23 protein-coding genes are annotated in these 22,196 nt (G+C 65.5%); 12 read left to right on the top strand and 11 right to left on the bottom strand.

The window, feature by feature from the left end; all coding sequences use genetic code 11:
• Positions 1–10: 10 nt before the first annotated feature.
• The 9 genes from ACLE20_RS02940 to ACLE20_RS02900 all read left to right on the top strand — a co-directional run bounded on the left by ACLE20_RS02940 (position 11) and on the right by ACLE20_RS02900 (position 8,292).
• Positions 11–1,213, top strand: coding sequence for a cytochrome P450 (locus ACLE20_RS02940; protein ID WP_410938741.1), 1,203 nt, complete (start codon positions 11–13; stop codon positions 1,211–1,213).
• Between the two features lie 142 nt (positions 1,214–1,355).
• A complete protein-coding gene (locus tag ACLE20_RS02935; RefSeq protein WP_410938740.1) occupies positions 1,356–2,558 on the top strand; it encodes a cytochrome P450 in 1,203 nt (400 codons plus the stop codon).
• 141 nt (positions 2,559–2,699) lie between these two features.
• Positions 2,700–2,945 (top strand): hypothetical protein, encoded by a 246-nt coding sequence (locus tag ACLE20_RS02930; RefSeq protein WP_410938739.1) that lies wholly within the window; start codon positions 2,700–2,702, stop codon positions 2,943–2,945.
• Positions 2,946–3,127: 182 nt separating this feature from the next.
• Positions 3,128–3,832: a response regulator gene (locus tag ACLE20_RS02925; protein WP_410938738.1), complete on the top strand. Its 705-nt coding sequence runs from the start codon at positions 3,128–3,130 to the stop codon at positions 3,830–3,832.
• A gap of 108 nt (positions 3,833–3,940) precedes the next feature.
• Positions 3,941–4,801: an extradiol ring-cleavage dioxygenase gene (locus ACLE20_RS02920; RefSeq protein WP_410938737.1), complete on the top strand. Its 861-nt coding sequence runs from the start codon at positions 3,941–3,943 to the stop codon at positions 4,799–4,801.
• On the top strand, positions 4,798–5,169 hold the full coding sequence (locus tag ACLE20_RS02915; protein WP_410938736.1) for a hypothetical protein: 372 nt from the start codon (positions 4,798–4,800) through the stop codon (positions 5,167–5,169). The genes ACLE20_RS02920 and ACLE20_RS02915 overlap by 4 nt, the downstream gene beginning before the upstream one ends.
• 195 nt (positions 5,170–5,364) lie before the next feature.
• Positions 5,365–5,598, top strand: coding sequence for a DUF1127 domain-containing protein (locus tag ACLE20_RS02910; RefSeq protein WP_410938735.1), 234 nt, complete (start codon positions 5,365–5,367; stop codon positions 5,596–5,598).
• A 120-nt stretch (positions 5,599–5,718) separates the two neighbouring features.
• Entirely contained in the window at positions 5,719–6,819 is a 1,101-nt protein-coding gene (locus ACLE20_RS02905) for a helix-turn-helix domain-containing protein (protein WP_410938734.1), read from the top strand.
• Positions 6,820–7,338: 519 nt separating this feature from the next.
• Complete coding sequence (locus ACLE20_RS02900) at positions 7,339–8,292, top strand: SAM-dependent methyltransferase (RefSeq protein ID WP_410938733.1); 954 nt, start codon at positions 7,339–7,341, stop codon at positions 8,290–8,292.
• Positions 8,293–8,348: 56 nt separating this feature from the next.
• Here the strand turns inward: ACLE20_RS02900 and ACLE20_RS02895 are convergent, their stop codons facing one another.
• The 9 genes from ACLE20_RS02895 to ACLE20_RS02855 all read right to left on the bottom strand — a co-directional run bounded on the left by ACLE20_RS02895 (position 8,349) and on the right by ACLE20_RS02855 (position 17,230).
• A complete protein-coding gene (locus tag ACLE20_RS02895; RefSeq protein WP_410938732.1) occupies positions 8,349–11,006 on the bottom strand; it encodes an ATP-binding protein in 2,658 nt (885 codons plus the stop codon).
• A gap of 198 nt (positions 11,007–11,204) precedes the next feature.
• The gene (locus ACLE20_RS02890) at positions 11,205–11,807 is read right to left on the bottom strand and encodes a LysE family translocator (RefSeq protein WP_410938731.1); all 603 of its coding nucleotides are present in this window, start codon (positions 11,805–11,807) and stop codon (positions 11,205–11,207) included.
• 291 nt (positions 11,808–12,098) lie between these two features.
• Positions 12,099–12,509 carry a GFA family protein gene (locus tag ACLE20_RS02885; protein ID WP_410938730.1) on the bottom strand — a complete coding sequence of 137 codons (411 nt, stop codon included), beginning with the start codon at positions 12,507–12,509 and terminating at the stop codon, positions 12,099–12,101.
• A gap of 5 nt (positions 12,510–12,514) precedes the next feature.
• Entirely contained in the window at positions 12,515–13,003 is a 489-nt protein-coding gene (locus ACLE20_RS02880) for an SRPBCC family protein (protein ID WP_410938729.1), read from the bottom strand.
• On the bottom strand, positions 13,000–13,329 hold the full coding sequence (locus tag ACLE20_RS02875) for an ArsR/SmtB family transcription factor (RefSeq protein WP_410938728.1): 330 nt from the start codon (positions 13,327–13,329) through the stop codon (positions 13,000–13,002). The genes ACLE20_RS02880 and ACLE20_RS02875 overlap by 4 nt, the downstream gene beginning before the upstream one ends.
• Before the next feature lie 27 nt (positions 13,330–13,356).
• The gene (locus ACLE20_RS02870) at positions 13,357–14,664 is read right to left on the bottom strand and encodes an MFS transporter (RefSeq protein WP_410939125.1); all 1,308 of its coding nucleotides are present in this window, start codon (positions 14,662–14,664) and stop codon (positions 13,357–13,359) included.
• Positions 14,665–14,949: 285 nt separating this feature from the next.
• A complete protein-coding gene (locus ACLE20_RS02865) occupies positions 14,950–16,113 on the bottom strand; it encodes a zinc-dependent alcohol dehydrogenase (protein WP_410938727.1) in 1,164 nt (387 codons plus the stop codon).
• A 114-nt stretch (positions 16,114–16,227) separates the two neighbouring features.
• Positions 16,228–16,743 (bottom strand): hypothetical protein, encoded by a 516-nt coding sequence (locus ACLE20_RS02860; protein WP_410938726.1) that lies wholly within the window; start codon positions 16,741–16,743, stop codon positions 16,228–16,230.
• 352 nt (positions 16,744–17,095) lie between these two features.
• On the bottom strand, positions 17,096–17,230 hold the full coding sequence (locus ACLE20_RS02855; protein WP_410938725.1) for a hypothetical protein: 135 nt from the start codon (positions 17,228–17,230) through the stop codon (positions 17,096–17,098).
• On the opposite strand from ACLE20_RS02855, the gene ACLE20_RS02850 reads away from it, so the two are divergent.
• Positions 17,229–18,398, top strand: coding sequence for an SMP-30/gluconolactonase/LRE family protein (locus ACLE20_RS02850; RefSeq protein WP_410938724.1), 1,170 nt, complete (start codon positions 17,229–17,231; stop codon positions 18,396–18,398). The two genes, ACLE20_RS02855 and ACLE20_RS02850, sit on opposite strands and share 2 nt — an antisense overlap.
• A 174-nt stretch (positions 18,399–18,572) precedes the next feature.
• Positions 18,573–19,637, top strand: a complete 1,065-nt coding sequence (locus ACLE20_RS02845; RefSeq protein ID WP_410938723.1) for an ion channel — start codon at positions 18,573–18,575, stop codon at positions 19,635–19,637.
• A 43-nt stretch (positions 19,638–19,680) separates the two neighbouring features.
• Here ACLE20_RS02845 and ACLE20_RS02840 read toward each other — a convergent pair whose 3' ends face one another.
• The gene (locus ACLE20_RS02840; protein WP_410938722.1) at positions 19,681–20,073 is read right to left on the bottom strand and encodes a winged helix-turn-helix transcriptional regulator; all 393 of its coding nucleotides are present in this window, start codon (positions 20,071–20,073) and stop codon (positions 19,681–19,683) included.
• A gap of 81 nt (positions 20,074–20,154) precedes the next feature.
• Here ACLE20_RS02840 and ACLE20_RS02835 point away from each other — a divergent pair, with 81 nt between their 5' ends.
• Entirely contained in the window at positions 20,155–20,886 is a 732-nt protein-coding gene (locus ACLE20_RS02835; protein ID WP_410938721.1) for an SDR family NAD(P)-dependent oxidoreductase, read from the top strand.
• Between the two features lie 82 nt (positions 20,887–20,968).
• On the opposite strand, the gene ACLE20_RS02830 is transcribed toward ACLE20_RS02835, so the two are convergent.
• Positions 20,969–22,165 carry an MFS transporter gene (locus ACLE20_RS02830; RefSeq protein ID WP_410938720.1) on the bottom strand — a complete coding sequence of 399 codons (1,197 nt, stop codon included), beginning with the start codon at positions 22,163–22,165 and terminating at the stop codon, positions 20,969–20,971.
• Positions 22,166–22,196: the final 31 nt, after the last annotated feature.

Genomic DNA, 22,196 nt, shown 5'->3' with positions numbered 1-22,196 from the left:
AAGATCCGTCATGCTCGATCATGTTCGTCCCGTGCCCGTCGTCGAGGCTGCAGACCTCGAGGCCGATATGCACGGTACCTTCGCTACCTATCGCGCGACCCATCCGCTCATCGCGCTCGCCGGCGGCGGCTATGTCGTGCTGCGCTATGCGGATGTCGAGCGGCTGATGAGCGATCCGCGCCTGCAGGCCACCGAGACCGCTCTTCCGCATCAGGCGGGGCTCACCAAAGGCGCGCTCTTCGACCTGTTCGAGTACGGCATGCTGACGGCAAACCGCGAAACCCACGCCCGCCGCCGCGCCGCCCTGTCGCGCGCTCTGGCGCGGGAGAGCCTGGAGCATTTTCGCCAGCATGTTCGCGATGCGGCCTCGCTCTTGATCGATGCCCGGATCGCAGACGGACGGCTCGAGCTCGTCTCGGCTTATGCGCGCCAACTTCCGATCCTGGCGCTCGCGCGCCTGCTCGATGTGACGGATGACGCGCTGCCCACATTCGAGCGGGATGTTCTCGCCATGAACGCCTTCTTCAGGCCCGGGCCGACGCCAGACGCAGTCGCCGCGGCGGAAGAGGCGGCTCTGCGCCTGCAGAGCGCACTCGCCGATCGCCTCGATCAGGTGGACGCGGAACGGCCAGGCAGCTTCCTCTCCACCTACAAAACGACCGCGGGCGAGCATCAGCTGTCGCCGCTCGAAGGACTGATGCAGATCGTCCAGATGATCATCGGCGGGACGGAATCCATGCGCACTGCCCTTGTCGTCGAGATCGCGCAGCTGCTCGGCAATCGCAATCAGTGGGAATCCGTCTGCAGCCATCCGACGCTGGTCGCCAATGCCGTGGCGGAGGCGCTTCGGTTCGACCCGGGCATCGCCGGGGTGGTGCGCGTGGCGGTCGAGGAGATCGATCTCGGCGGATGGATTGTGCCGGCCGGGCACATGGTGCTGCTCTCCGCTGTCTCGGCGCTGCGCGACGAGCGGGTCTTTGCCGACCCTCATCGCTTCGATCTCTCACGGCCGAGCCTCAATCTCGCCCGGCTCGCCTTCGGCGGCGGCGCCCATCGCTGCGTCGCCGAAGCCTTCGGCCGGGCCGCGCTGGAGGAGGGCCTAGCCGTCCTGACCGAGCGGCTCCCCACCCTCCGGCTCGAACATTCTCCGACCGTTACCGGCCATGTCTTCGTCCGCGAAACCAGCGAGTGCTGGGTGCGCTGGCAACACTGAGCGCGCCGCCCGCGCCCTTACCTTCGAGCGGGCAACGCGGCGCTGAGCTGCCCGACGCTCGCCCTCCGCCTGAACCCCGATCCGCGCACGGCAGGATGACCCATTCCCGTCAACCGCGTGCTCGACAAAGAAAGGCCTCATCATGGCACTGCCAAGCAGAACCACCCCGCCCGTCCTCAGCTGCGCCGCGCTCGATGCCACGCCGCACCAGATCTTTCGCGAGATGCGACCGCATTTTCCCTTCATCGAGCGCGACGATGGCGTCATCCTGGTCCTCAGGGCGCGCGATGTCGAACGACTGATCACCGACCAGCGCACTCGGCAGATCGAAACCGAGCTGCTGCGCTCCAAGGGTGTCGGCCCGGGCCCTGTCATGGATCTCGTTTCCAACAGCCTGCTCTTTTCCAATGGCGAGACGCATCGACGCCGACGCCAACCGCTGTCGCGTGCCTTCGCTTTCCGGATGATGGAGGGGCTGCGGCCGACTGTCCGGTCGCTGGCCGAGGCCTTGGTCGACGAGAAGCGCGACAGCGGCCTGCTCCACCTGCGCGACGACTTTGCGTCTCTCGTCCCGGCGATCACCCTTGCGGCGATCCTTGGCATTCCGCGCACAGACGTTCCCGTCTTCACCGCGCTCTCGTATCGGGTGTCAAAGATCCTCACCTCTTCTTGGACGCGTGACGATCTGCCGGACATCGAGCAGGCGACGCAGGATCTGACCCTCTATATCGAGGCGCTGATCGAGGACCGGCGCCGCCATCCGCGGCCGGATTTCCTGTCCGACTATGTCGAGACGGTCGATCGAGCCGGCGCGATGACTGCGCTGGAGGCGATCATGCAGATCGTCTCCGTGGTGCTCGGCGGCAGCGACACAACGCGCGCGGCGATTGTTGTCATGGCCGGGCTGCTTCTTGAGCATGGCCTCTGGCAGGAGCTGCGCCGCCAGCCCGCGCTCATCGGTGCGGTCGTGTCGGAATCGCTGCGTTGCGAGCCGGCTGTCGGCTCGGTGCCGCGGCTGACCATCGAGGAGATCGAACTCGACGGCGCTGTCGTCCCGGCCGGGCGCCCCGTCCTGCTCAGCACGATGTCCGCCCTTCGTGATCCGGAAGTCTTCCCCAACCCCGATCGCTTCGAACTCACGCGCCCGACATTGCGCTGGCATCCGGTGTTCGGCGGCGGCGAGCATCGCTGCCTCGGCGAGGCTCTGGCCAAGATCGAGATGGAGGAGGCGCTCTCGGTGCTGCTTGCGGCCCTTCCCGATCCGCGCATCGACGGGCAGGGGCTGACCATTCATGGCCATGCCGGGGTTCGCAAGGTCGAGGAACTGACGCTTCGCTGGCACTAGCCGGCGCCCGAGGAGCCGCGTCGGCGAAGCCTCCCCAGGCGCGGCGCGGGGATCCCGTCCAATGCGCACCGTTCCAGCCACGCTCTCCAGGATGAGCGGGCAAGCAGCGCGGATCGCTATCAGCAACAAGAGATGCACACCATGCCCATCATCCGTCTCTGCAAGAGCCTCGTGAGCCGCACAGTGGCGGGTCTCTGCGGCTTGAACGACCGTCTGGAGCGCCTGATGCCGGCCCTCTTGGAGGCCTTCGGCTCGGCAGCCATGGCGTCACTCTCTGTCTCGCCCTTCTACCCGCTCCCGGACGATCGCCCTCCGGCTGAGTGGCATCCGGAGCCGACCACCATCGACCCAGATGAAACCCTCGAGGACGAGGTCGTCCGATCGTGACGGGCTGCGGCCCGTCTCCCACCCTTCAACCCCTGTCCCGCTCCATGGAGGACGTGAATGAACCGCTCGACCGCCATTTTTTCAGCCGCACCCGACCGGCCGCGCTGCAAGCGAAGAGGACAGCCGATCCGGATCGCCCCGGCGCCTTCCTCGACCGCTTCGTCGGAGAAGGGGGCTGCGCCATGAAACACGTCCTGGTCATCGACGATGATCCCACGCTCCGCGGCCTGTTGGTCGATTATCTCTCGCAGCATGCCCTGAAGGTCACAGGCCTGAGCGGCAGCCAGGATCTGCAGCGGATCCTCAACACCGAGCCGGTCGATCTCTTCATCATCGACCTCAATCTCGGCCGCGAGGATGGGCTGGATATCGTCAAGCGGCTCGCGGGCACCTCGAACGGCCCGATCATCATTATCAGCGGCGACCGGATCGAGGAAGCCGACAAGGTGGTCGGCCTCGAACTGGGCGCCAGCGACTATCTCACCAAGCCGTTTGGGACACGCGAATTGCTGGCCCGCGTCCGCGCCTCGCTGCGCGAACGTCCGGCGCCGGTGCCGAAGAAGGACAGGACCATCTATCGCTTCGCCGAGTGGCAGCTGAACGTCAAGCTGCGGCGGCTCGCACGGCCGGAGGGGGAGGTGAAGCTGACGGCCGGCGAGTTCAACCTCCTGACCGCGTTTCTCCGCGCGCCCCGGCAGATCCTTTCGCGTGAGCAGCTGCTCTCGGCCAGCCGCGTCCATGACGAGGAGGTCTTCGACCGCAGCATCGATGTCCTCATCCTCCGCCTGCGCCGAAAGCTCGAGGAGGACGCCTCGCGGCCAAAGCTGATCCGCACCGAACGCGGCGCCGGCTACCTGCTCGATGCCGATGTCGAAGTCAGTCGCTAGCCGACAGACAGCGCCGTCTTCCTCGTTCGCCCTGCCGGCATGCCGATCCTGCGGCACGCAGCCGGGCGGGCTCACCAACCGATCCACCTTTGACCCTGGAGGTTCCTCTTGGCAAAGCTCGTTGCCACCCTGGCGTCCACGCACCACCCCTTCTACCTCAAGGCGACCACCGCCCAACCCGGCGATCGCATGCCCCAGGCAGCGGAGTGGCAGCGCAAGATCGAGGCCTATCGCGAGACGCTCACCCGCGCCTGCCCCGATCTGCTGGTCATGGTCGGCTCCGACCATTTCCACCAGATTTTCCTCGACAACTACCCTCAATTCCTGATCGGCAAGGCGCCGCTCTATGATGCCACCTTCTACAATGAACAGCGGGAGTTCGGCCTGCCGACCTTCCTGCTGGAAGGGGCGGAAGACCTCTCGCGTTTCCTGCATCAGGCGCTGCTCGACCGGGATTTCGACCTCGCTTTTTCTAACGAGCTGAAGATCGATCATTCGATCGTCTGCCCGATCATCACGCTTCGGCCACAAAACGATCTGCCGATCGTGCCGATCTACACCAATATCTTCGCGCCGCCGCTGCCTTCGGTGCGGCGATTCTATGAGCTCGGGCGTGCCATCCGCGCCGCTGTCGAGGCCTATCCCTCCGACGGGCGCATCGCCGTCATCGGCACCGGTCATCTCTCGCTCGAACTCGGCGGCCCGCGCCAGTTCATGGAGACCGGACCCGATCCCGCCTTCGACCGTCAGGCGATCGAATGGCTGCGGACCGGCGATATCGACGCCATCCTCGCCTCCGTTACGCATGAAACGCTGGAGGCGAGTGGCAACGCCACCCACGGCTTTCTCAATTTTATCCTGATGCTTGGCGTCGCCGGCGCGTGCCCTGCCGACTATGTCGATCATCTCGATCTCTTCCACACCATGGAGGCCTATTTCACCTGGTATCCGGAAGGGGACGCGCGATGAGCCGCTACACCCTCAACAAGTTCCTCTTCACCGTCGATCGGGATCCCGCCCTCCTCGCGCGCTATGCGGAGGATCCGGCCAATTTCGTGGCGGCCTGGGAGCAGGCGATCGCGCCGACATTGCTCGGCAATTCCGTCGAACCCTCGACGGTCCATGTCCTGACGGAGACCGAGCGGCGGGCGCTCGTCGAGCATGATTTCGTCAGCCTGTTCGAAATGGGTGCGCATTTCTTCCTGAACCTCACTCTGTTCATCGGCATCTATGACGAGCCCTACCGCGAGAAGTTCGGACCTCTCTCCTTCCAGCGCGACTTTGCCGCCAGGCTGCAATCCTGGCGCGGCCGCCGCTATCCCTCGATCATGACCTGAAGCGCGCGCCAGACATGTCGGCGGCGCCCGGCCGCCGCGGTCGCTCCGTGAAACGATTGTCGCGCGGTTGCAGCCTGAGCGCGAACAGCGTGGGCCGGAAACGGCGACGACGCTGCGGCCGCCAAGACTGCGAAAGCCATCGGTGTCGCTCCGTGATGCAACGCCGCGCTGATGGATGATGAACAAGGAAAGACGATGATGACCGATGCGCAAATTGTCTCCGAGCTGCGGCTGCCCTGGCTGCGCCGCACTGGATCTCTGATTCTCCTGCGTCGCCTCCTGCGCCTGCGGGCGCGGCGAAAGGCGCTCGATCACCTCGGCACCCTGCCGGACTATCTGTTGAAGGACATCGGGCTCTCACGCTTCGATGTCGTCTTTCCGGAGGGCGGGGTATTCGATCAAGGTTCGGCTGACGCTAAGAACCGCTAGACCATCTGCAAAGCCGCCATCAGCCTGAGGGGAGGCCTGCAGGCTCAGCAGCGTCACTCCCTTCTTTTTCGGCTGAATATCCTTAAGTCCATAACGAGGTCCAAGTATGTGGACGCATTGATGAAAGACATTCTCACAACCGCCAAGGCGGCGGAGCTGCTTGGCGTGTCGATCCGCACCGCCCAGCTCTGGGTTGAAAGCGGCCAGCTGCCGTCGTGGAAGACCCCGGGCGGCCACCGCCGGATTCCGCGCCAGGCCGTGCTCGACCTCATCGATGCAGCGTCCCCGCTGCCACCGGCGGCGCTCGCCGCGCGCGTGCTCATTCTCGCAGCAGAGGGGCGGGGGGCAGAATGGCAGGCGGTCGGCCTGCCCAACGCCGGGCTGCTGACCGACGTCACAGAGGATGTCGCAGCACTGCGGAAAAGACTGGCCGAGATGCCACCTTCCGTGATCGTGCTGGAAGCCAACCGGGGGGACGGGCGGGAGACGCTCGCCCTGGAGCTTGGTCGGGATCCCCGCGCGGCGGCAACGACGATCGTCACGGTCAGCCCGACGATCGAGAGGCCGGTCGTCTCGCGCAACGGACGGCGCATCCGGCTGCCGAGACTCGCCGATGTGCCCTCCCAGAGCGCGCAGATCGTCGCGGCGCTCGGCGCAAGCCGCGAAGAGGCCTCGGCGGCTGGCTTCCCGACGCCGCTGAACGAGGCGGCCCGGCTGGAGGCCGTGCGCCGTTCCGGCCTCGTCGGCTCAGCGCCGGACAGCCGCTTCGATCGTCTGGTGCGTCTGGCCGCCACGGTCACCCAAGCGCCGATCGCCATGTTCACCCTGATCACCGGGGACCAGCAATGGTTCAAGGCACGGGTCGGGTTCGAGGGCGAAAGCACCGTGCGCGACTGGGCCTTCTGCAACGAGACCCTGGTCGCCAACGAACTCACCGTGATCGAGGACATGCGGATGCGGCCCTCGCTGTCGACAAACCCCACGCTCGACGCGCCCTATGGCTTCCGCTTCTATGCAGGCGCGCCGGTGCGCGATCCGCTCGGCTTCGCCCTCGGATCGGTCTGCGTCATCGATGTCGTTCCCCGAAGCCTGAAGCCCGAGGAGCGTGAGGCGCTGGCGACGATCGCCGAGGCCGTCTCCACCCTGGTCCTTCTCTCCGCCTCGCCGGAAGGCGCCGGCCGGGCGCAGACCGAGACGGTGCTTACGCATATGCCGGCCTGAGGCCATCGCCGGTTCTTCAGGTCTGGAAGCGCCCGCCGCAGCCAGCGATGCGGTCAAGCTCCGTTCGATCTGTAACGCTCGGCCGACATCCTGACATCGCCGTTCCATCCGCCGCAGCCATGGAAGCATCCCGACGCCACAGCCGAAGGATCCTCCCATGGCCGCACGACAGCCCCACCCCGCGCCCCCATCGCCCCGCCCGAAAAAGCGCCACAGCGCGCTCTCGCCTTTCCCGGTCATCGTACGCCGTATGTGACTTCATGACGACGAGCCGAGACGATGGCGCATCGAAGGTCTCGCCGCCGAACGCAGACCGATCGAGGGGGGACGCAGAGGTGATCGACCTCACCGCCTATCGCCGGCGCCGCAGTGGCAGCCTCCACGCTGCCGGCCTGATCAGAGACACAGGCTGGGAACAGACGCCCGGCGATGAGCCCGCGTCGCTTTCCCGGCGAGAAGGCAGAGCCGAGCCGACCGACTGGCTGGCCGGCGGAATGGCCGTCCTCGTTCTAGCGGCACTTGCCGGCCTCTACCTGGCTTTCGCCGTGTCTTCGGGCGCCATCCTCGCACTACCGCGAGCCGTGCCATCCTTTTGAAAGAGCAACCATGATTGATAGCTTTTCTTTCCGAGTTCAGGCGCTCGCCAAGTCCGTCAGGATGCTGGCGCTCATCGGCGCTTCGATCAAGCTGCGCTCCCATCCGGCCGTCGATCCTGCCATCCGGCAAACGATCGATCACGGGGCGCTCTTGGCTTTGGGCCAAGTCCTTCTCCCGGACGATGACGAAGAGATCTCACAAGTGCTGACCATGGTGGAGATGGCGCTTGGCGAGGCAAGCGAGCTCTTTCGCAACCCGGATCGTGGGGCGAACTGGGAAATTTTCGACCCAGCCGCGCTGCAGGCGATCGGACGCGCGTCAAGAAGCGTCTTCACCCGCATCTGCCAGATTGCGGAAGCGCATCCGCGGCTGCAAGACGCCCTGGAAGGATGCTTCCTCGACGTCGGCACCGGGGTTGCGGAGATCGCCCTCGAAGCAGCCCGCACCTGCCCCCGCCTGCGCGTCGAGGGGATCGATATATGGGAGCCGGCGCTTAAGATCGCGCGGAAAAACGTGGGCGAGAGCGGCTTTGCGGACCGGGTGACGATCCGAAAACTCGACGTCGCCGCGCTGGACGAGCGCGACAGGTATACGCTCGCCTGGCTGCCAACCATGTACCTCAAGCGCGCAAGCGTCGAAATCGCGCTTGACCGCATCGCCCGTGCCTCACGCAGCGATGCCTATCTCGTCGCCGCCCTCTATAGCCGCGCCGAAGACCCGTTCCTGGCGCTGATGGCTGATCTCCGGACGCTGCGCAGCGGCGGCGAAATTCGCAATCCTGCCCTGCTTCGGTCAATGATGGAGGCCCGAGGCTATGTCGACCTCGAAATGAGCGTGACGCCGCTCGCAACATTCGTGTTCGGAAGGCTGCCCTGACGATGCCCCGTCGGACAGAGGATGGGGGCCCTCCGCCGCTTCTCGAGCTTGGCACGTCACGGTCCCTCCGGGCCGACAAGCCATGGCTCGCTGCGCACGCGCAGCAGCACTTCCAGGCGGTTGTTGGCGTTGAATTTGCCCAGCACCGAGGAGACCTGGTGTTCCACCGTGCGCTGCGAGCGGGAGAGTGTGCGGGCGATCTCCTTGTTGCCCATGCCCTTGACGAGCAGCGACAGCACGGTCTGTTCGGAGGAGGTAAGACCGAGCGGATGCTGGCGGGCGGCTGTATAGGGGCCACGCTTGCGGCGGGGCAGCGCGGTCATCAGCCCGCGCTCGGTGGCAAGGCGCCGGGCAAAGCCGGCGGCCAACCGCGCATCCATCTCCTCCAATGCGGTGATCGCGCGGGCGAGTGCGTCGCTCGCGCCTTCGCCGACGACCTCGGTGAGCGACAGCGCCGCCTCGTAGGGCTGATCGAGGGCGAGCCAGAGGTCGGCAGCACGCTCGAAGTCCCCGACCATTTCGGCGGCGCGCGGCGGGGGCAGTGTGGCCGCGTCCGTACCTTCCGGCAGGGCAAGCCCCAGACGCCGCAGCAAGACCAGGAATTCGCCCCGATCCCAGGCGGAGAAGGAGCCAGTTCCCATCGCCAGCAGCGCATCGACATGGACACGCGCGTCCTCCGGCGCGCCGCGCAGCCAGGCGGATTCCATCAACGCCAGACGTATGGGGATGATGCGCTGCGGCTCGCCCGTCCTCTCGCCTTCCTCCAGCGCATGCGCGAGCAGGTCCGGCGCCTCGGGCATGTCGAACCGCATCTTGACGCGCGCGAGCACCGAGAGCGCCGGCAGCAGCATGACGCGCGGCGAGGCCTGTCTGGCGATCACGCCTTCGGCAATCACCTGCGCCTCGTGCAGCCGGCCCTGCTCGAGTCGCAGCTGGGCGTGATGGCCGAGAAGGTAATGGGCGGCGCCATCGAGGTCGTGCTGGACGCAGAAGGCGATGCCCTCGCTCATCAGCGCATCGGCGCGCGCGAAGTCGCGAAACAGCATGCGGCATTCGGAGAGGTTGGTATAGGCGCGCGAGGCGTGATCGTGAAATCCGCGCTCGAGTGCGAGCGCCAGGCTCTCCTCCAGAAGCGCGTCGCCGCCTTTCTGCCCGGCGAAGGCCAGTGCTGTCCCGACATTGTTGAGCGCATGGATGCGCGTTTCGACCTGTCCCAGCCTGTCCGAAAGATCCATCGCGTGCCGCCCCCAGACGATGGCCTCGTCGAACCGGTCCTGCAGCATCAGGAATTGGGACCGTGCGGAATAGGCCAGTGCCAGCTCGTTGCTCGGCGCATGGCCTTCCAGTTCGCGAACCGCCTGTTCGGTGTAGGAAACTGCCTGGTCGGTCTCGCCGCGCCGCCAGTGCAGGCGGGCGAGGCGGCAGAGATTGAGCCCGACCTTCTCGATGTCCCCGAGCGAACGCCAGAGCGAGATCGCCGTCGCGTAAGCCCTCAGCGTCTCCTCGGAGGCGGCGCTGCCGGCAAGAAAGGTCTCGTAGGCCCAGTCCTCGTAGAGCGTGGCGGCGACGGACGGCGGGGCGAGCGCGACATGGGCGAGGGCGGTTGCCAGATGCGTTGCCGCCTGAAGATGCGCGCCGAGCTTGGCGGCCTGGGCGGCGGCGCGCGGTGCCAGCTCCAGCACGGCCGGAATATTGCCGGAAAGGGCGGCATGGTGCAGGCGCTGCGCCAAAATGCTCGGATCGTGATCGGCGGCCGGCATTGCGGCGAAGATCGTTTCCATGCGCGCATGCAGCGCCCGCTGCGTCGCGGGCGACAGGCGTTCCAGCGTCGCCTGGCGCGCCAGCTCGTGGCGGAACACCAGCGTGCCCATCTGGTCCCAGCGCAGCAGGCCCCGGTCGACGCATTGATCGGCAAGCCCCTCCGCATCCTCGCTGGTCAGCGCCGGAACCATGCGTCGCGAGGCGCCGCCGGGCAGGATGCTGAGGATGTCGAGAAATTCCCGCAGGGCCGGCGGCAGGCGCGACCAGCGCGCCCAGACCGCGTCGCGGATCGACAGGGGCAGGCGGCCTTCAGCCTGGTGGCGATCGGCCAGGAGCTCGGTGACGAAAAAGGGATTGCCCTCCGTCGTGCGATAGATCGAATCGCCGTCCTTCTCATCGCCTGCCAGCGCCAGGACCGCCTCGCGCGACAGAGGCTCCATGACGATGCGCGTCACGGCCGGCAGTTCTCCGAGGAGATAGGTGATCGGGTGATCGCGGTCGATATCCGTTCGCCGGAAGGTCAGCACCACCATGGCTTTGAGGAAGGAGATGCGACGGCCGAGAAAGCGGATGAGATCGAGCGTCGCGGTATCGGCCCAGTGCAGATCCTCGAAAATCAGGATCACCGCCTCCGGTGCGCGCAGGAGGTCGTTGAGCACGGCGGCAAAGATCGCATCGGGCGGCTCGCCGCGACGCAGCATTTCGCCGATCTCCGACCCGGCGATCGACGTCATGTCATGCAGGGCGCCGAGCGGGCGCTGGGTTGTGAAGGGGTCGTTCCAGCCCCAGTGGATGCGATGGGTGCGGGAAATCCGGGCCGCGAAGGATTGCAGGAGGGATGTCTTGCCGATGCCGGCCTCGCCCTCGATCAGGACCAGGCTTCCCCGCCCCGCCGAGGCCTCTTTCAGAAGGGCGAACAATGTCTGCGTCTCGGCATCGCGCTCAAGCAACATCAGACGAATGTCCCGCACTGGACGCGGCGGGAAGAGGGGAATCGATTGGCAGAAATCACGACGTCGCTTTTCATAGTGACGGGAGGCAGTCTGTCTAGAATCGAATGCGCGAAGTTCTTCTGCCCCCAAGTCTAGCGCAGAATTCCCCTCAGGTCCTCGGAAAATTGTTGAAACCGTACTTTGCCGGAAAGCAGAGGATTATGTCGCTAGCGCCATATGCAGCCCCATGACGATCAACGCCGGCCCGGCCAGAAGATTGAGCCGCAAAAGGAAACTGCGCGGCATGCGGTCTTTCAGAGCCCAGACCGAGCCGCTCAAGGTGGCGTAGCAGGCTGTACTGCCAAGCAACACGCCGGTGACCGTCGCCGCCAGTGTCAGCAGCCCCGACTGGTCGATGAATACGCCGGACCCTGCCAGTGCCAGGTAAGGCAGCACCGTCGCGGGATTGGTCAGTGCCAGCATCAGGCCGGCTGCGTAGTCGGCGAAACGGCCGGTGCTGGTCGTGACGACGGCGGGCTTGGCAGCGGTTTTCAAAAGCAGTCTGAGGCCGATCAGCACCAGGATGGCGCTGGAGAGGAGATGCACCGTCGACTGCCAGCCGGACAGCCAGGCGGCGACCGCATTGGTGCCGGTGATGGCCAGGGTCGCGAAGACGCCATGGGCAGTCGAGGCGCCGGCGCCACAGGCGAGACCGCGCGTCGCACCGCTGGCGAGGCTCCGCTCGATGCACATCAGCGACACGGGTCCGAAGGGAAGGGCAATCGAAAAGGCAAGCAAGGCACTGGCTGTGATCGTCGACATGAGATGCGCGTCCCCGATGCGTCGGGCCGCGTCAGGGGCATCGGCGCCGTCTCTCGAGCCGCGCCGGCCCGAATTCCTCGCGGCGACAACTGGAGGTTAGTCCCTGGGTGCAAGGGCTCGCATCGGCACAACTACCCAAATTTGGGCGATTGCATGCCTAGGCTTCGACAGAGGTATGGCGGACGGCAATCCCGGCGCATGCAAAGTCCATAGCGCGCCGGCCTTTGGGGCCGGAGCCGCAAGCGTCGGCGATGCCGATGGAGGGAAGAGGAGGCTCGGGCGCTGCTTGCCCTAGGCGGGCATCTTTTGGTGCCTGACGATTGCCGGATCGAGATGATCCCACGCCTGTCCGCTTTGGGTCCAGGTCACGAAGTGGGGCTTGAAGAGGCTTGGATCGTCGAGGCTTGACGGCGTGACGATCAGGACCTCCGGCATGGCTGGGAATTGCAGATAGACGGGGTTTCCACATGTCCGGCAGAAGCCGCGGCGTTTCACCGTTCCGCCCTCGCCGACGCTCTCGAAGAAGGCGGGCTCGCCTTGCAAGGAGACATCTGCGGCAACGAAGGTCAGATGCGACTGATGGCCGGTCCCACTCTCCCGCTGGCATTGCCGGCACTGGCAGTTCAGCATGGCGGCAGGCTCGCCACTGATTTCGTAGCGCAAAGCGCCACAAGCACATCCACCGGTATAGCGAAGGGGCATTGTGCTTACCTTTCCGAGGCTGCGTTCGCGGAGGATGCTTCCTCGGCGACCACGGTTTCCAGTCGTTCGGCGACCACCTTCCAGCCATCGCTCATCGTGCGGAAGGCGGAGTCGTTGCGCGGCAGCTCGAAGCCGGAATGGACGATGCTGAGCCGCGTGCCGTTCGGTGCATCTGACAGCGTGATCGAGACGACGGTATCGAGCTTCGACCCATAGCCGATGTTGCTCTCATGCCCGCCTGTCCACCGATAGGCGATCCGTTCCTGGTCGATCACGTCCAGAACCTCGCAGTGGATGGTCCCGTCCCAGGCCCCGGCCGGCTTGGTGCGGAAGGTGAAACGGGTTCCGACGACCGGCCGGAACCCTTCGGGCGTCATCATCCACCGACGCATGAGATCCGCCTCGGTCAAAGCGCGCCAGACCACATGGCGCGCATGCGGCAGCAGCTCATCGATCTCGATCGACTGAAGCAGCGGGGTGGAGAGAGATGTCATGGATCGATGTCCTTCAAGATCCGCTTCAGCGCGGCGATATTGTCGCGCCAGACCATGCGGTAGTGGCTCATCCAGTCGGCGAGCGGCTTCAGGCCGTCCGGGTTGACCCGGTAGTAAACATTGCGGCCCTCCGGACGCTCGCGCACGAGCCCCGCCTGTTTGAGGGTTTTAAGGTGTTGCGATACCGCCCCTTGCGTCACATGGCTCGTGCGCGTGAGCTCGATGACAGTTACCTCCTCGGCCGCGGCGATCCGCTCGAACAGCTGCCGCCGCGTCGGGTCCGCCAGGGCGCGCATGACGCCGGTTATAGTCTCGCCTTCGATCATGAGAAATCAATAGCAGGGACTAATCGATTAGTCAACACTATTGGTTTCGTAGCTGGCACGGCTCAGGCTGATCAGGCCGGCAAGGGCCGCAAAGACCGCGGCGATGACGATGGCCGTGGTCAGGGCGGTGGTCAGCGGCAGAAGGGCGAAGAGGATCGACATGGAGACCCCGCCCAGCGTCTGGCCGAGCAGGCGCGCCGTGCCCTGCAGGGCGCCGGCTGCGCCGTTGCGCGCTTTCGGGGCAGAGAGCAGCAGGATGCGGTTGTTCGGCGTCTGGAACAGGCCGAAGCCGAGGCCGGCGATGATGGTGCCGACCAGGAAGCCGATATGCCTCGGGTCCGGGGGCGTGAAGCCGGCGATCAGCAACCCGCCGCTGAGGAGCGCGCCGCCGGTCGCGCAGAGCCATGCGGTCTTGATGCGGTTTGCCAGTCGCCCGGAAAGGGGCGCGATGACCGCGGTCGCGAGCGGCCAGGGGATCATATAGAGACCGGCCGAGACCGGCGTCATGTTGAGCCCGTGCTGGAGGTAGAAGGGCAGGGCGATGTAGCTCAGCATCTGGCCACAGAAACACGCGACGGAGGCGATCACCGCGACGCGGAAGGCAGGCAGCGCCAGGAGATCGGTCGGAATGATGGGCGCTGCGCTGTCCCGTTCGAGGCGCAGCGTGACGACAAGGCACGCAGCAGAGGCGGCGATCAGGACGACGCCCTGCACCGGCGCCGTCGCGATCCGGTCTGCGCCGTAGAAGAACAGGATGAACATCAGCGTGTTGGCAAGAAGAGCCGCTGCATTGAGCGCCCGCTTCCGGCCTTCGATCGGTTCCAGGATCGTGCCGCCAAAGAGGATGAGGGCGCCCAACGGCAGATTGACGGCAAACAGCCAGGGCCAGGTGGTGACCGACAGGATGGCGCCAGCGATGCCGGGGCCGGCGGCGGCGGAAATCCCGATGACCGTGGCGACCAGACCGATCATCGGACCGAGCAGGTTCTGCGGCAACGCGGCGCGCAGGTTCATCATCGAGAGCGCCATGATCGCGCCCGCACCGAGCCCTTGCGCAAACCGGGCGAGGATCAGCATGGGAAGATTGACAGCGAGTGCGCAGGCTGCGGATGCCAGGGTAAAGAGCGCCACGCCGATCAGGAACACCCGCCGCGCTCCGTAGATTTCACCGATCGCCCCGCAGGGGAGCAGCGCCACGAGGACGGCCAGTTGATAGGCCGAGACGACCCAGACCGTATCGTCGGCCGCCGCCTGCAGGGAGAGGGCGATCGACGGCAGGGCGACATTGGCAATCGCGGCGTCGAGCACGACGAGAACGATGGAGAGCAGGATCACGCCGACGGCGAGATACTGCCGTGGCGTTGCGGAACGGTCTTCGATCGTCGGTGCGGAAGGGGACGTGGTCACGGGGAGGCTCTCAGTCGTTGCTGAATGCCTCACGTCTTAGATTGCATCCGGCGCATGCGCCAGATGCGAGAGAGCCCGTCGGCCTCATCACCGGAGGTCGAACCGAACTCAAGCGATGACCGCGTCGCGTGGCGGAAAGAGTGGGCTTTGCCTGCATCGGCCCAAGACTATGCTCTGCCGGCCCGCCGCTGCGCGGCGGAACGCAGCCTCCAGTCAGGGGATGAAGACCGCGCGCAGCAGGCCATCCTCCTTATGCTTGAACATGTCATATCCCTTCGGGCTCTCTTCGAGCGAGAAGCGATGGGTGGCAAGGGCCGCCGGCGTCAGCTGGCCGCTTTGCGTGTAGTCGAGCAGGCGCGGCACATAGGCCTGGCCGTGCTGCTGGGCCGTCTTGACCGTCACCCCCTTGTTCATGAGAACACCCAGCGGAAACTTGTCCATGACACCGTAGACACCGAGGATGGAGAGCGTGCCGCCCTTGCGAACCGCCAGCATCGCCTGACGCAACGCCGCCCCGCGATCGGTTTCCATATAGAGCGCCTGTTTCACGCGGTCATAGGCCTGCTGCAAGCCTGTGCCGCCCGCCTCCATGCCGACGGCATCAATACAGGCATCCGGGCCGCGCCCGCCGGTCAGCTCCTTCAGGGCCTCGACGACGTCCACCTTGGTGTAGTCCAGCGTCGTTGCACCGAAGGCTTCCGCTTTCGCAAGCCGCTCCGGATAGCGGTCGATGGCGATCACCCGTTCGGCGCCCAGGATCATCGCGCTCTGCTGGGCCATGAGCCCGACCCCGCCGCAGCCCCAGACGGCGATGACATCACCCCGCTGGATGTTGCAGAAATCCGCGCCCATGAAGCCGGTCGGCGCCGCATCGGAAATGAACAGGGCCGCCTCGTCGGGGACGCCGTCGGGCACCTTGAAGCAGTCGGTATCGGCGAAGGGAACGCGGATATAGTCGGCATGCGAACCGGCATAGCCGCCGAAGGCATGGGAATAGGCGTAGATGCCGGCGGTGGGATAGCCAAGCAGCGGTTCCTGCAGCTCCGGCTTCGGGTGGCTCGTATCGCAGAGCGAATAAAGATTCTGCTGGCAGTACCAGCATTCGCCGCAGGAAATGAAGGAGGGAACGACAACGCGATCCCCCTTCTTGACCTTCCGCACCTTATGGCCGACCTCAACGATCTCGCCCATGAACTCATGGCCGAGCACGTCCCCTTCGCGCATGGTGGGGATCAGGCCGTCGATCAGGTGCAGGTCGGAGCCGCAGGTGGTCGAAAGCCGGACCTTGAGGATCACGTCGCTGGGGTTAAGGATTTCGGGGTCGGCGACGGTCTCGACGCGAAGATCGTTGACACCGTTCCAGCAGAGTGCACGCATCGGTCTTCCTCCTGAAGCAGCGCCGGCCAGGGCGTGTGGCCTCTGCACGCGGACGCTGCGTGTAAGAAAATGGGTGAGGGGCGTCCCGGTGAAGCCGCTCCACCGGGGCAGACTCTAGCGATCGATGCCGCCATTGCGGGCCGCCGGTTGCGGATCCGTCCTTGGCACTTCGCCGGTGAGCGCGAGCGCACGAAACCGGTAGAGCGCCTTGGAGACGATCTCGCGCGGAACGATGTGGAAGAGCTTGCTGACCGCCACGCCGATCGAGCCGCCCGGCGGGTCGAACCGTATGTCGAGCGAGAGCTCGGTACCGCGATCGCCGGGCGCCGGCCGAAAGGTGGCAGACCCCACATTGGGAACATCGGCGCCGTCGAGGCTTGCCCAGCGCAGCTCATTTTCCGCTCCTTCGACCGGGTGTGTCTGCCACTGATAGACGCCGCCGCGCGGGCCATGGGCCATCCAGTCGATTCGGCGGTCGTCTCGCGGGGTCAGGGTGGCGAAATGAGCCCAGACAAGACTCTGCGTGTCTGGTTTCTGCCAGAGGTCGCGCAGTTCGTCGGCCGGTTTGCCGATGGTGATTGAAGCACGGGCATCCGCCTCCAGCGATGCATCAGATTCAACAGTGTTCACGGCGTCCTCCTTTGGCTGAAGCAATTGTTCCGGGCTTTGCCCGGTGGTGTGCAAATGATCTGCGGGCTGACCCGCCTCGGTTGCAACCGTCCGGAGGGGCGAGCAGCGCGAGCCGATCGACCTCTGCGGGCGGACGAACTTCGGTCATATCGCGCGATGATCGGCCGCCTCCGTCATCGAGCGCGGCTGTGCGGCCCTCGGGCTCGCCTTCAGGGCGTCGCGGCGACCCTGAGATGCCTGACGAACATCGGCTCATCAGCGAGGTTCCAGGCTTCAATGCAAATTTTTTGAAGTCGAGTTCTGGTCGGGAGCAGTAGAGCATGAAGAAGAAGAGCAAGCTCTCTACGCAGGATCAGAGAAAAGCGCGTCTTTCTGCAGGAAAAGTCTTCAGGCGAATCTGCATTTCGGTGATTTTTACTTTTGCAGGGCCGGGAACTTCGATGCGTGGGCCCGGTTGGCGAGCGATATCCATCTGGAGGCCAGCCATGCCCAACTTCTCGCTTCGACATCGCCTGCTCTTCGGAGCAGCGACAGCGCTGCTCCTAGCGGTGCCGCCAGCGGCGCACGCCCAGACCATGGAAAGGCTGACCAACAAGGCCAAGGAGCTTGTGGCGCCGATCACCGGCAAGACCGATGATCGCTTGCAGGAGGTGGCGACCTTTGACCATCAGGTCACCGGCGTCACCGTTTCGGAAGGGGGGAGGATCTTTGTCAACTTCCCCCGCTGGTCGGAGGATGTCCCGGTATCTGTCGCCGAAGTTACCGAGGACGGGGCGATCCGGCCCTATCCCGACACTGAGTGGAACGCCTGGCGCAATGCGACCATGGCGGAAAAGTCGCCCAAGGATCACTTCGTCACCGTGCAGAGCGTCGTTGCGGATGGCAGGGGCTCGCTCTGGATCGTCGATCCGGCGGCGCCCAACAGCGAGAAGGTCATCAAGGATGGGCCGAAGCTGGTCCAGATCGATCTCAAGACCAATGCCGTCAAGCGCGTCTATCCGTTCGGCCCGGAGGTGGCCGGTCCGGCCAGCTATCTCAACGATGTCCGTCTCGCTCCCGATGGTCGCTTCGCCTATCTGACCGACTCCGGCTCGCCCGGCGCGCTCGTCGTCGTGGATCTTCATTCGGGAAAGGGCTGGCGCGTATTGAGCGACGATCCCTCCACCCAGTTCGAGGCGGATGTCGTCGTCCAGACCGATGGCAAGCCGCTTCGCCGGCCGGATGGCCGACAGCCCCTCTTCAATGCCGACAGCATCGCCCTGTCGAAGGACGGGACGACGCTCTATTGGAAAGCGCTGACCGGAAAGACGCTCTATCGCGTCTCGACCGACGCGCTGCAGAAAGCGCAGACCGATCCCACCGCCGCCAAGCCGGAGAAATATGCCGATACGGAGCCGACCGACGGCCTGTGGATCGACGATCAGAACCGCCTTTATCTCAGCGCCATCGAGACCGACGGCATCAAGATCCTGGATGCGGACAAGAGGCTGACACCGCTCCTGACCGACAGCCGGCTGCGCTGGCCGGATACGTTCTCGCAGGGGCCGGACGGCACCATGTATGTGACGGCATCCCACATCCAGGACTCTCCCTGGTTCCACGCCGACTGGGCCGATCGCGGCTTCACCCTCTTCAGGTTCGATCCCGTGAAATGAGCGGTTCGACCCTGGCCGAGCTTCGCCATGTGGTCGCTTGCGATGAGCAGGGGACGCATGGGGCAGCGGTTGGGGTGAACCACGCCGCAATCGCAGAGGCGCGCCGTCAGGGTGCGCCTGCATGAGGACACCGGCGCTGCCGCGTCGTGACCGTACCCATTTGGAGGACAGGCTATGGCTCTCGAGCAGTTTCTTGGCGCAGTGATCATGGCCATCTTCCTGGCCGATATCTTCCTCACCGTCCTTTATGCGCGTGCCGGCACGGGGCTCCTTGCCCCGCGATGGAACCGCCTGGTCTGGCGGGCGCTCAAGGCGCTCGGGCGCCTCTCCCCGCGCCACCGGCCCATCATCCTGTCCTTCGCCGGGCCGCTGATCGTCGTGGCGCTGATCGTCTTCTGGGCGCTCGGGCTCACCATCGGCGCCGCGCTGATCATCCAGCCTGAGCTCGGCTCCGGCGTGCGGCCGAGCAGCGGCCAGGCCTCGACCGATTTTATCACCGCCCTCTTGGTCGCCGGCAACAGCCTGTCGATTGTCGGCGGCGGAGATTATTCGCCGCACAGCACCGGCATGCGCATCCTCTTCCTGCTCAATTCGTTGATCGGCGCCTCGGTGCTGTCGCTGGTCTTGAGCTACCTCGTGCAGGTCTATTCGGCACTGCGCGAGCGCAACATCCTGGCGCTCAGCGTCGACCTGATGACCGGTGGCACCGGCGATGCGGCCGAGATGCTGGCACGGCTCGGACCGGGCGGAGACTTCAGCAATGCGACCAGCGAGCTCAGCAATCTGGCGCGGTCGCTCGCCCAGACCAAGGAAGCGCACCATTTCTATCCGCTGCTGTTCTACTTCCGCTTCGAGGAACCCTTCTATTCCGTCTCGCGCTTGAGCTTCGTCCTGCTCGACCTGACGACACTGATCGAGACGACCCTCGATCGCAAGGAGCACAAGACGTTCATCGGCTTGGCGGCCGTACCGTCCCTGCGCCAATGCGCGCGGCTGCTGCTCGAAACCCTGGACGAGAACATTCCGACCGTCGACGAGGCGCCCCTTGGACCGGCCGACGTCGCAGGAGTGGAGCAGGGCTATAGCGCGGCGGTCGACAAGCTGCGGATGGCCGGCATTGCCACCACCCCGGATTTCGCGCGCTATGCGGCGCTGCGCAACGAGTGGGAGCCGCTCATCCGACGCGTCGGGCCGACCCTCGGCGATGACCTGCAAGAGATCGACTGTCGCCGGGGATAACCGCGCAGCCGATCAGCGCCCGCGGTCGATCAAGGGATCAGCATCAACGCAGCTGACGCCTGTCATCGTAGCGCTCCGCGGCCGCGTCGATCTTCGCCCCATTGGCTTCCGCCCAGGCACAGAGCGCCTCGAACGGCTCTCGGAGCGAGAGGCCCAGCGGCGTGATCGCATATTCGACGCCAACCGGCTGGGTCGGCAGGACGGTGCGCGTCACCAGGCCGTTGCGCTCGAGCCTCTTCAGAGCATCCGCCAGCGCCTTGTGGGTGATGCCATCGAGGCGTCGCTTGATTTCGTTGAAGCGCGAGGGCTTGGGGCAGACCACGGTCAGGATCAGGATCGTCCATTTGTCGGCGATCTTGTCGAGCACGGGGCGGACCTGGACCATGTCGCAGAGCGCGCGGTGGGATAGGGCTTCGAGGTCGGTATAGGCATCCATATCTAGGCTACTCAAGGTGCGTAATTGATACCAGATCTATGACGTATATCATTGCGGGATCATCTTGTGAAAGGATCTACGATGGCTCGAATGACAAACAAGGTCGCCCTCGTCGTCGGCGGCGCCAAGGGCATTGGCCTGGCGATTGCCGAGCGGCTCTCCGCCGAGGGGGCGAAGGTCTTCGTCACCAGCCGCCGCGGGGACGATGCTGAGGCAGCGGCAAACCGGATCGGCCACGGTGCCGTCGGCATCGTCGCCGATGCCGGCCTGCCCGAAGACCTGGCAAAGGCCGTTGAAACGGTGCGCCAGCACTCCGGATGGATCGATGCACTGGTGCTGAATGCCGGCCTCTCCGAGCCGGCGCCGATCGGGGAGATCACGCCGGACCACTTCGACCGTCACTTCACGGTCAATGTCCGCGGCATGGTGTTCGGCCTGCAGGCGGCGCTCCCGGCGATGGCAAGCGGTAGCGCGGTCGTCCTCGTCGGCTCCATTGCCGATAGCGGAGGCTATGCCACCTATGGAACCTATGCCGCCACCAAGGCGGCCGTGCGGTCCTATGCCCGCACCTGGACTGCCGAACTCGCGCCGAAGGGGATCCGCGTCAATGTCGTGGCACCCGGACCGACCGAGACCGACATGATGGCGGCGGTCCCCGACGAGATGCGGGCGGCGCTGATCGACCCGATCCCGATGGGTCGCATGGCAAGGCCCTCGGAAGTGGCCGCGGCGACCCTGTTCCTCTTGAGCGACGAGGCAAGCTATATCGCCGGCGCCGAACTCTGCGTCGATGGTGGGCTGGGGCAGGTCTGAATTCAAACGGAAGAGCCGTATCCGATCGAAGGCGATCGGGTACGGCAAGGCGCCCTTCACAGCGAGATCGAGATCAACCCGGTCAGTCCTTCGTCGCGAAACGCCGCAGCAGACCGGCCAGGGCGGAGAACAGCACGATCAGGCTGCCATAGACGAGCACCGTCGGCACCAGCCCGAACCGGCCGATCGCAACGCCGGCAAGCAAGGTCGGCAGTCCGAAGGCGAGGTAGCTGAGCGTGAAGAGGGCGGCGAAGAGTTCGCCCCGTTCATGCGGCGCGACATTTGGGACGATGGAGCGGAGAACGCCGTAGAAGCAGGTGCCGAACCCCGTTCCCGCAATGGTGAGGGCGATGAGATAGGCCGGAAGCGAAGCCGCAAGGATCGCCGCCAACGTCAGCGCCGTGCCGAGGGCAAGCGCCGAGGTTCCATAGAGCGTGACGCTTCGCGCCGAACGGCCGCGGGCGACATAGCAGGCGACAGCCCCAACCCCGCAGAGTATGGCGATCACGATCCCCTGTGTCGTATGGTCTTCTGCGCCGAACACGGCGTGGACCAGCGGCGCGCCGAGCGCCAGGTAGAGGCCGCCCGTCGCCCAGCCGGCGATCACCGCCGGTGCGCCGCGCCAAAACGCTCTGGCCGCCGTTTTCGGAACGCCGATCCTCGGTTTCAGCGAGCGCCAGACGCCTTCGTGGCGCTCCGCGGTTTCCGGCACCGACCAGATGAGCGCCGCGAAGACGATCGAGCCCGCGACGAGGGCGCCGAACACCGCCTCCTTCGCGGCTGGGGTCGCATCCAACAGCACGCCCGAAACCAGGGCGCCGAGTGCCAGACCCGCAAGCGGAATCACCGCATTCCAGATGGAGGCGCTGCCCGGTCTGTCCTTCGGCTCGAAGTCGACGCCGGCAGCCGAGAGTGTCGACATGAGCAGACCGGCGGCGACACCCTGCAGGATGCGCGCGACGACGAGGCCGGCAACATCCTGCGCATGCCAGAACAGGAAGAGGCTGCCCGCCATCAAGGCAAAGCCCGCCGAGATCACCGGGCGCCGGCCGATATGATCGGAGAGCGACCCCATGACGAGAAGCGAAACGAGGAGTGTCGCGGTATAGACCGCGAAGATCGCCGTCAGCGTCATCGGCGTGAAACCGATCGTCTGCTGCAGCAGCGGGTAGAAGGGCGACGGCGCGCTGGCGCTTGCCATCATCACCGCCATCGCGGACAGCGTGAATCGCAAGCCTGCGATCGAGCGTGCCGGCAATTTGTGCGAGACGTCGGTCATACGGTCTCCGGGGTTCGAAATTTTTCGAACA

It is taken from the genome of Rhizobium sp. YIM 134829 (assembly GCF_046546455.1).
This window is presented reverse-complemented; position numbering and strand designations above follow the sequence as displayed.

Bases quoted from the DNA above. Each gene is read 5' to 3' on its own strand.
- ACLE20_RS02880 (WP_410938729.1), bottom strand. From the start codon at position 13,003: ATGACATCTCTCTCCACCCCGCTGCTTCAGTCGATCGAGATCGATGAG.
- ACLE20_RS02935 (WP_410938740.1), top strand. From the start codon at position 1,356: ATGGCACTGCCAAGCAGAACCACCCCGCCCGTCCTCAGCTGCGCCGCG.
- ACLE20_RS02845 (WP_410938723.1), top strand. From the start codon at position 18,573: ATGGCTCTCGAGCAGTTTCTTGGCGCAGTGATCATGGCCATCTTCCTG.
- ACLE20_RS02895 (WP_410938732.1), bottom strand. From the start codon at position 11,006: ATGTTGCTTGAGCGCGATGCCGAGACGCAGACATTGTTCGCCCTTCTG.
- ACLE20_RS02930 (WP_410938739.1), top strand. From the start codon at position 2,700: ATGCCCATCATCCGTCTCTGCAAGAGCCTCGTGAGCCGCACAGTGGCG.
- ACLE20_RS02940 (WP_410938741.1), top strand. From the start codon at position 11: ATGCTCGATCATGTTCGTCCCGTGCCCGTCGTCGAGGCTGCAGACCTC.
- ACLE20_RS02890 (WP_410938731.1), bottom strand. From the start codon at position 11,807: ATGTCGACGATCACAGCCAGTGCCTTGCTTGCCTTTTCGATTGCCCTT.
- ACLE20_RS02835 (WP_410938721.1), top strand. From the start codon at position 20,155: ATGGCTCGAATGACAAACAAGGTCGCCCTCGTCGTCGGCGGCGCCAAG.
- ACLE20_RS02885 (WP_410938730.1), bottom strand. From the start codon at position 12,509: ATGCCCCTTCGCTATACCGGTGGATGTGCTTGTGGCGCTTTGCGCTAC.
- ACLE20_RS02840 (WP_410938722.1), bottom strand. From the start codon at position 20,073: ATGGATGCCTATACCGACCTCGAAGCCCTATCCCACCGCGCGCTCTGC.
- ACLE20_RS02865 (WP_410938727.1), bottom strand. From the start codon at position 16,113: ATGCGTGCACTCTGCTGGAACGGTGTCAACGATCTTCGCGTCGAGACC.
- ACLE20_RS02915 (WP_410938736.1), top strand. From the start codon at position 4,798: ATGAGCCGCTACACCCTCAACAAGTTCCTCTTCACCGTCGATCGGGAT.
- ACLE20_RS02855 (WP_410938725.1), bottom strand. From the start codon at position 17,230: ATGGCTGGCCTCCAGATGGATATCGCTCGCCAACCGGGCCCACGCATC.
- ACLE20_RS02925 (WP_410938738.1), top strand. From the start codon at position 3,128: ATGAAACACGTCCTGGTCATCGACGATGATCCCACGCTCCGCGGCCTG.
- ACLE20_RS02875 (WP_410938728.1), bottom strand. From the start codon at position 13,329: ATGATCGAAGGCGAGACTATAACCGGCGTCATGCGCGCCCTGGCGGAC.
- ACLE20_RS02850 (WP_410938724.1), top strand. From the start codon at position 17,229: ATGCCCAACTTCTCGCTTCGACATCGCCTGCTCTTCGGAGCAGCGACA.
- ACLE20_RS02910 (WP_410938735.1), top strand. From the start codon at position 5,365: ATGATGACCGATGCGCAAATTGTCTCCGAGCTGCGGCTGCCCTGGCTG.
- ACLE20_RS02830 (WP_410938720.1), bottom strand. From the start codon at position 22,165: ATGACCGACGTCTCGCACAAATTGCCGGCACGCTCGATCGCAGGCTTG.
- ACLE20_RS02905 (WP_410938734.1), top strand. From the start codon at position 5,719: ATGAAAGACATTCTCACAACCGCCAAGGCGGCGGAGCTGCTTGGCGTG.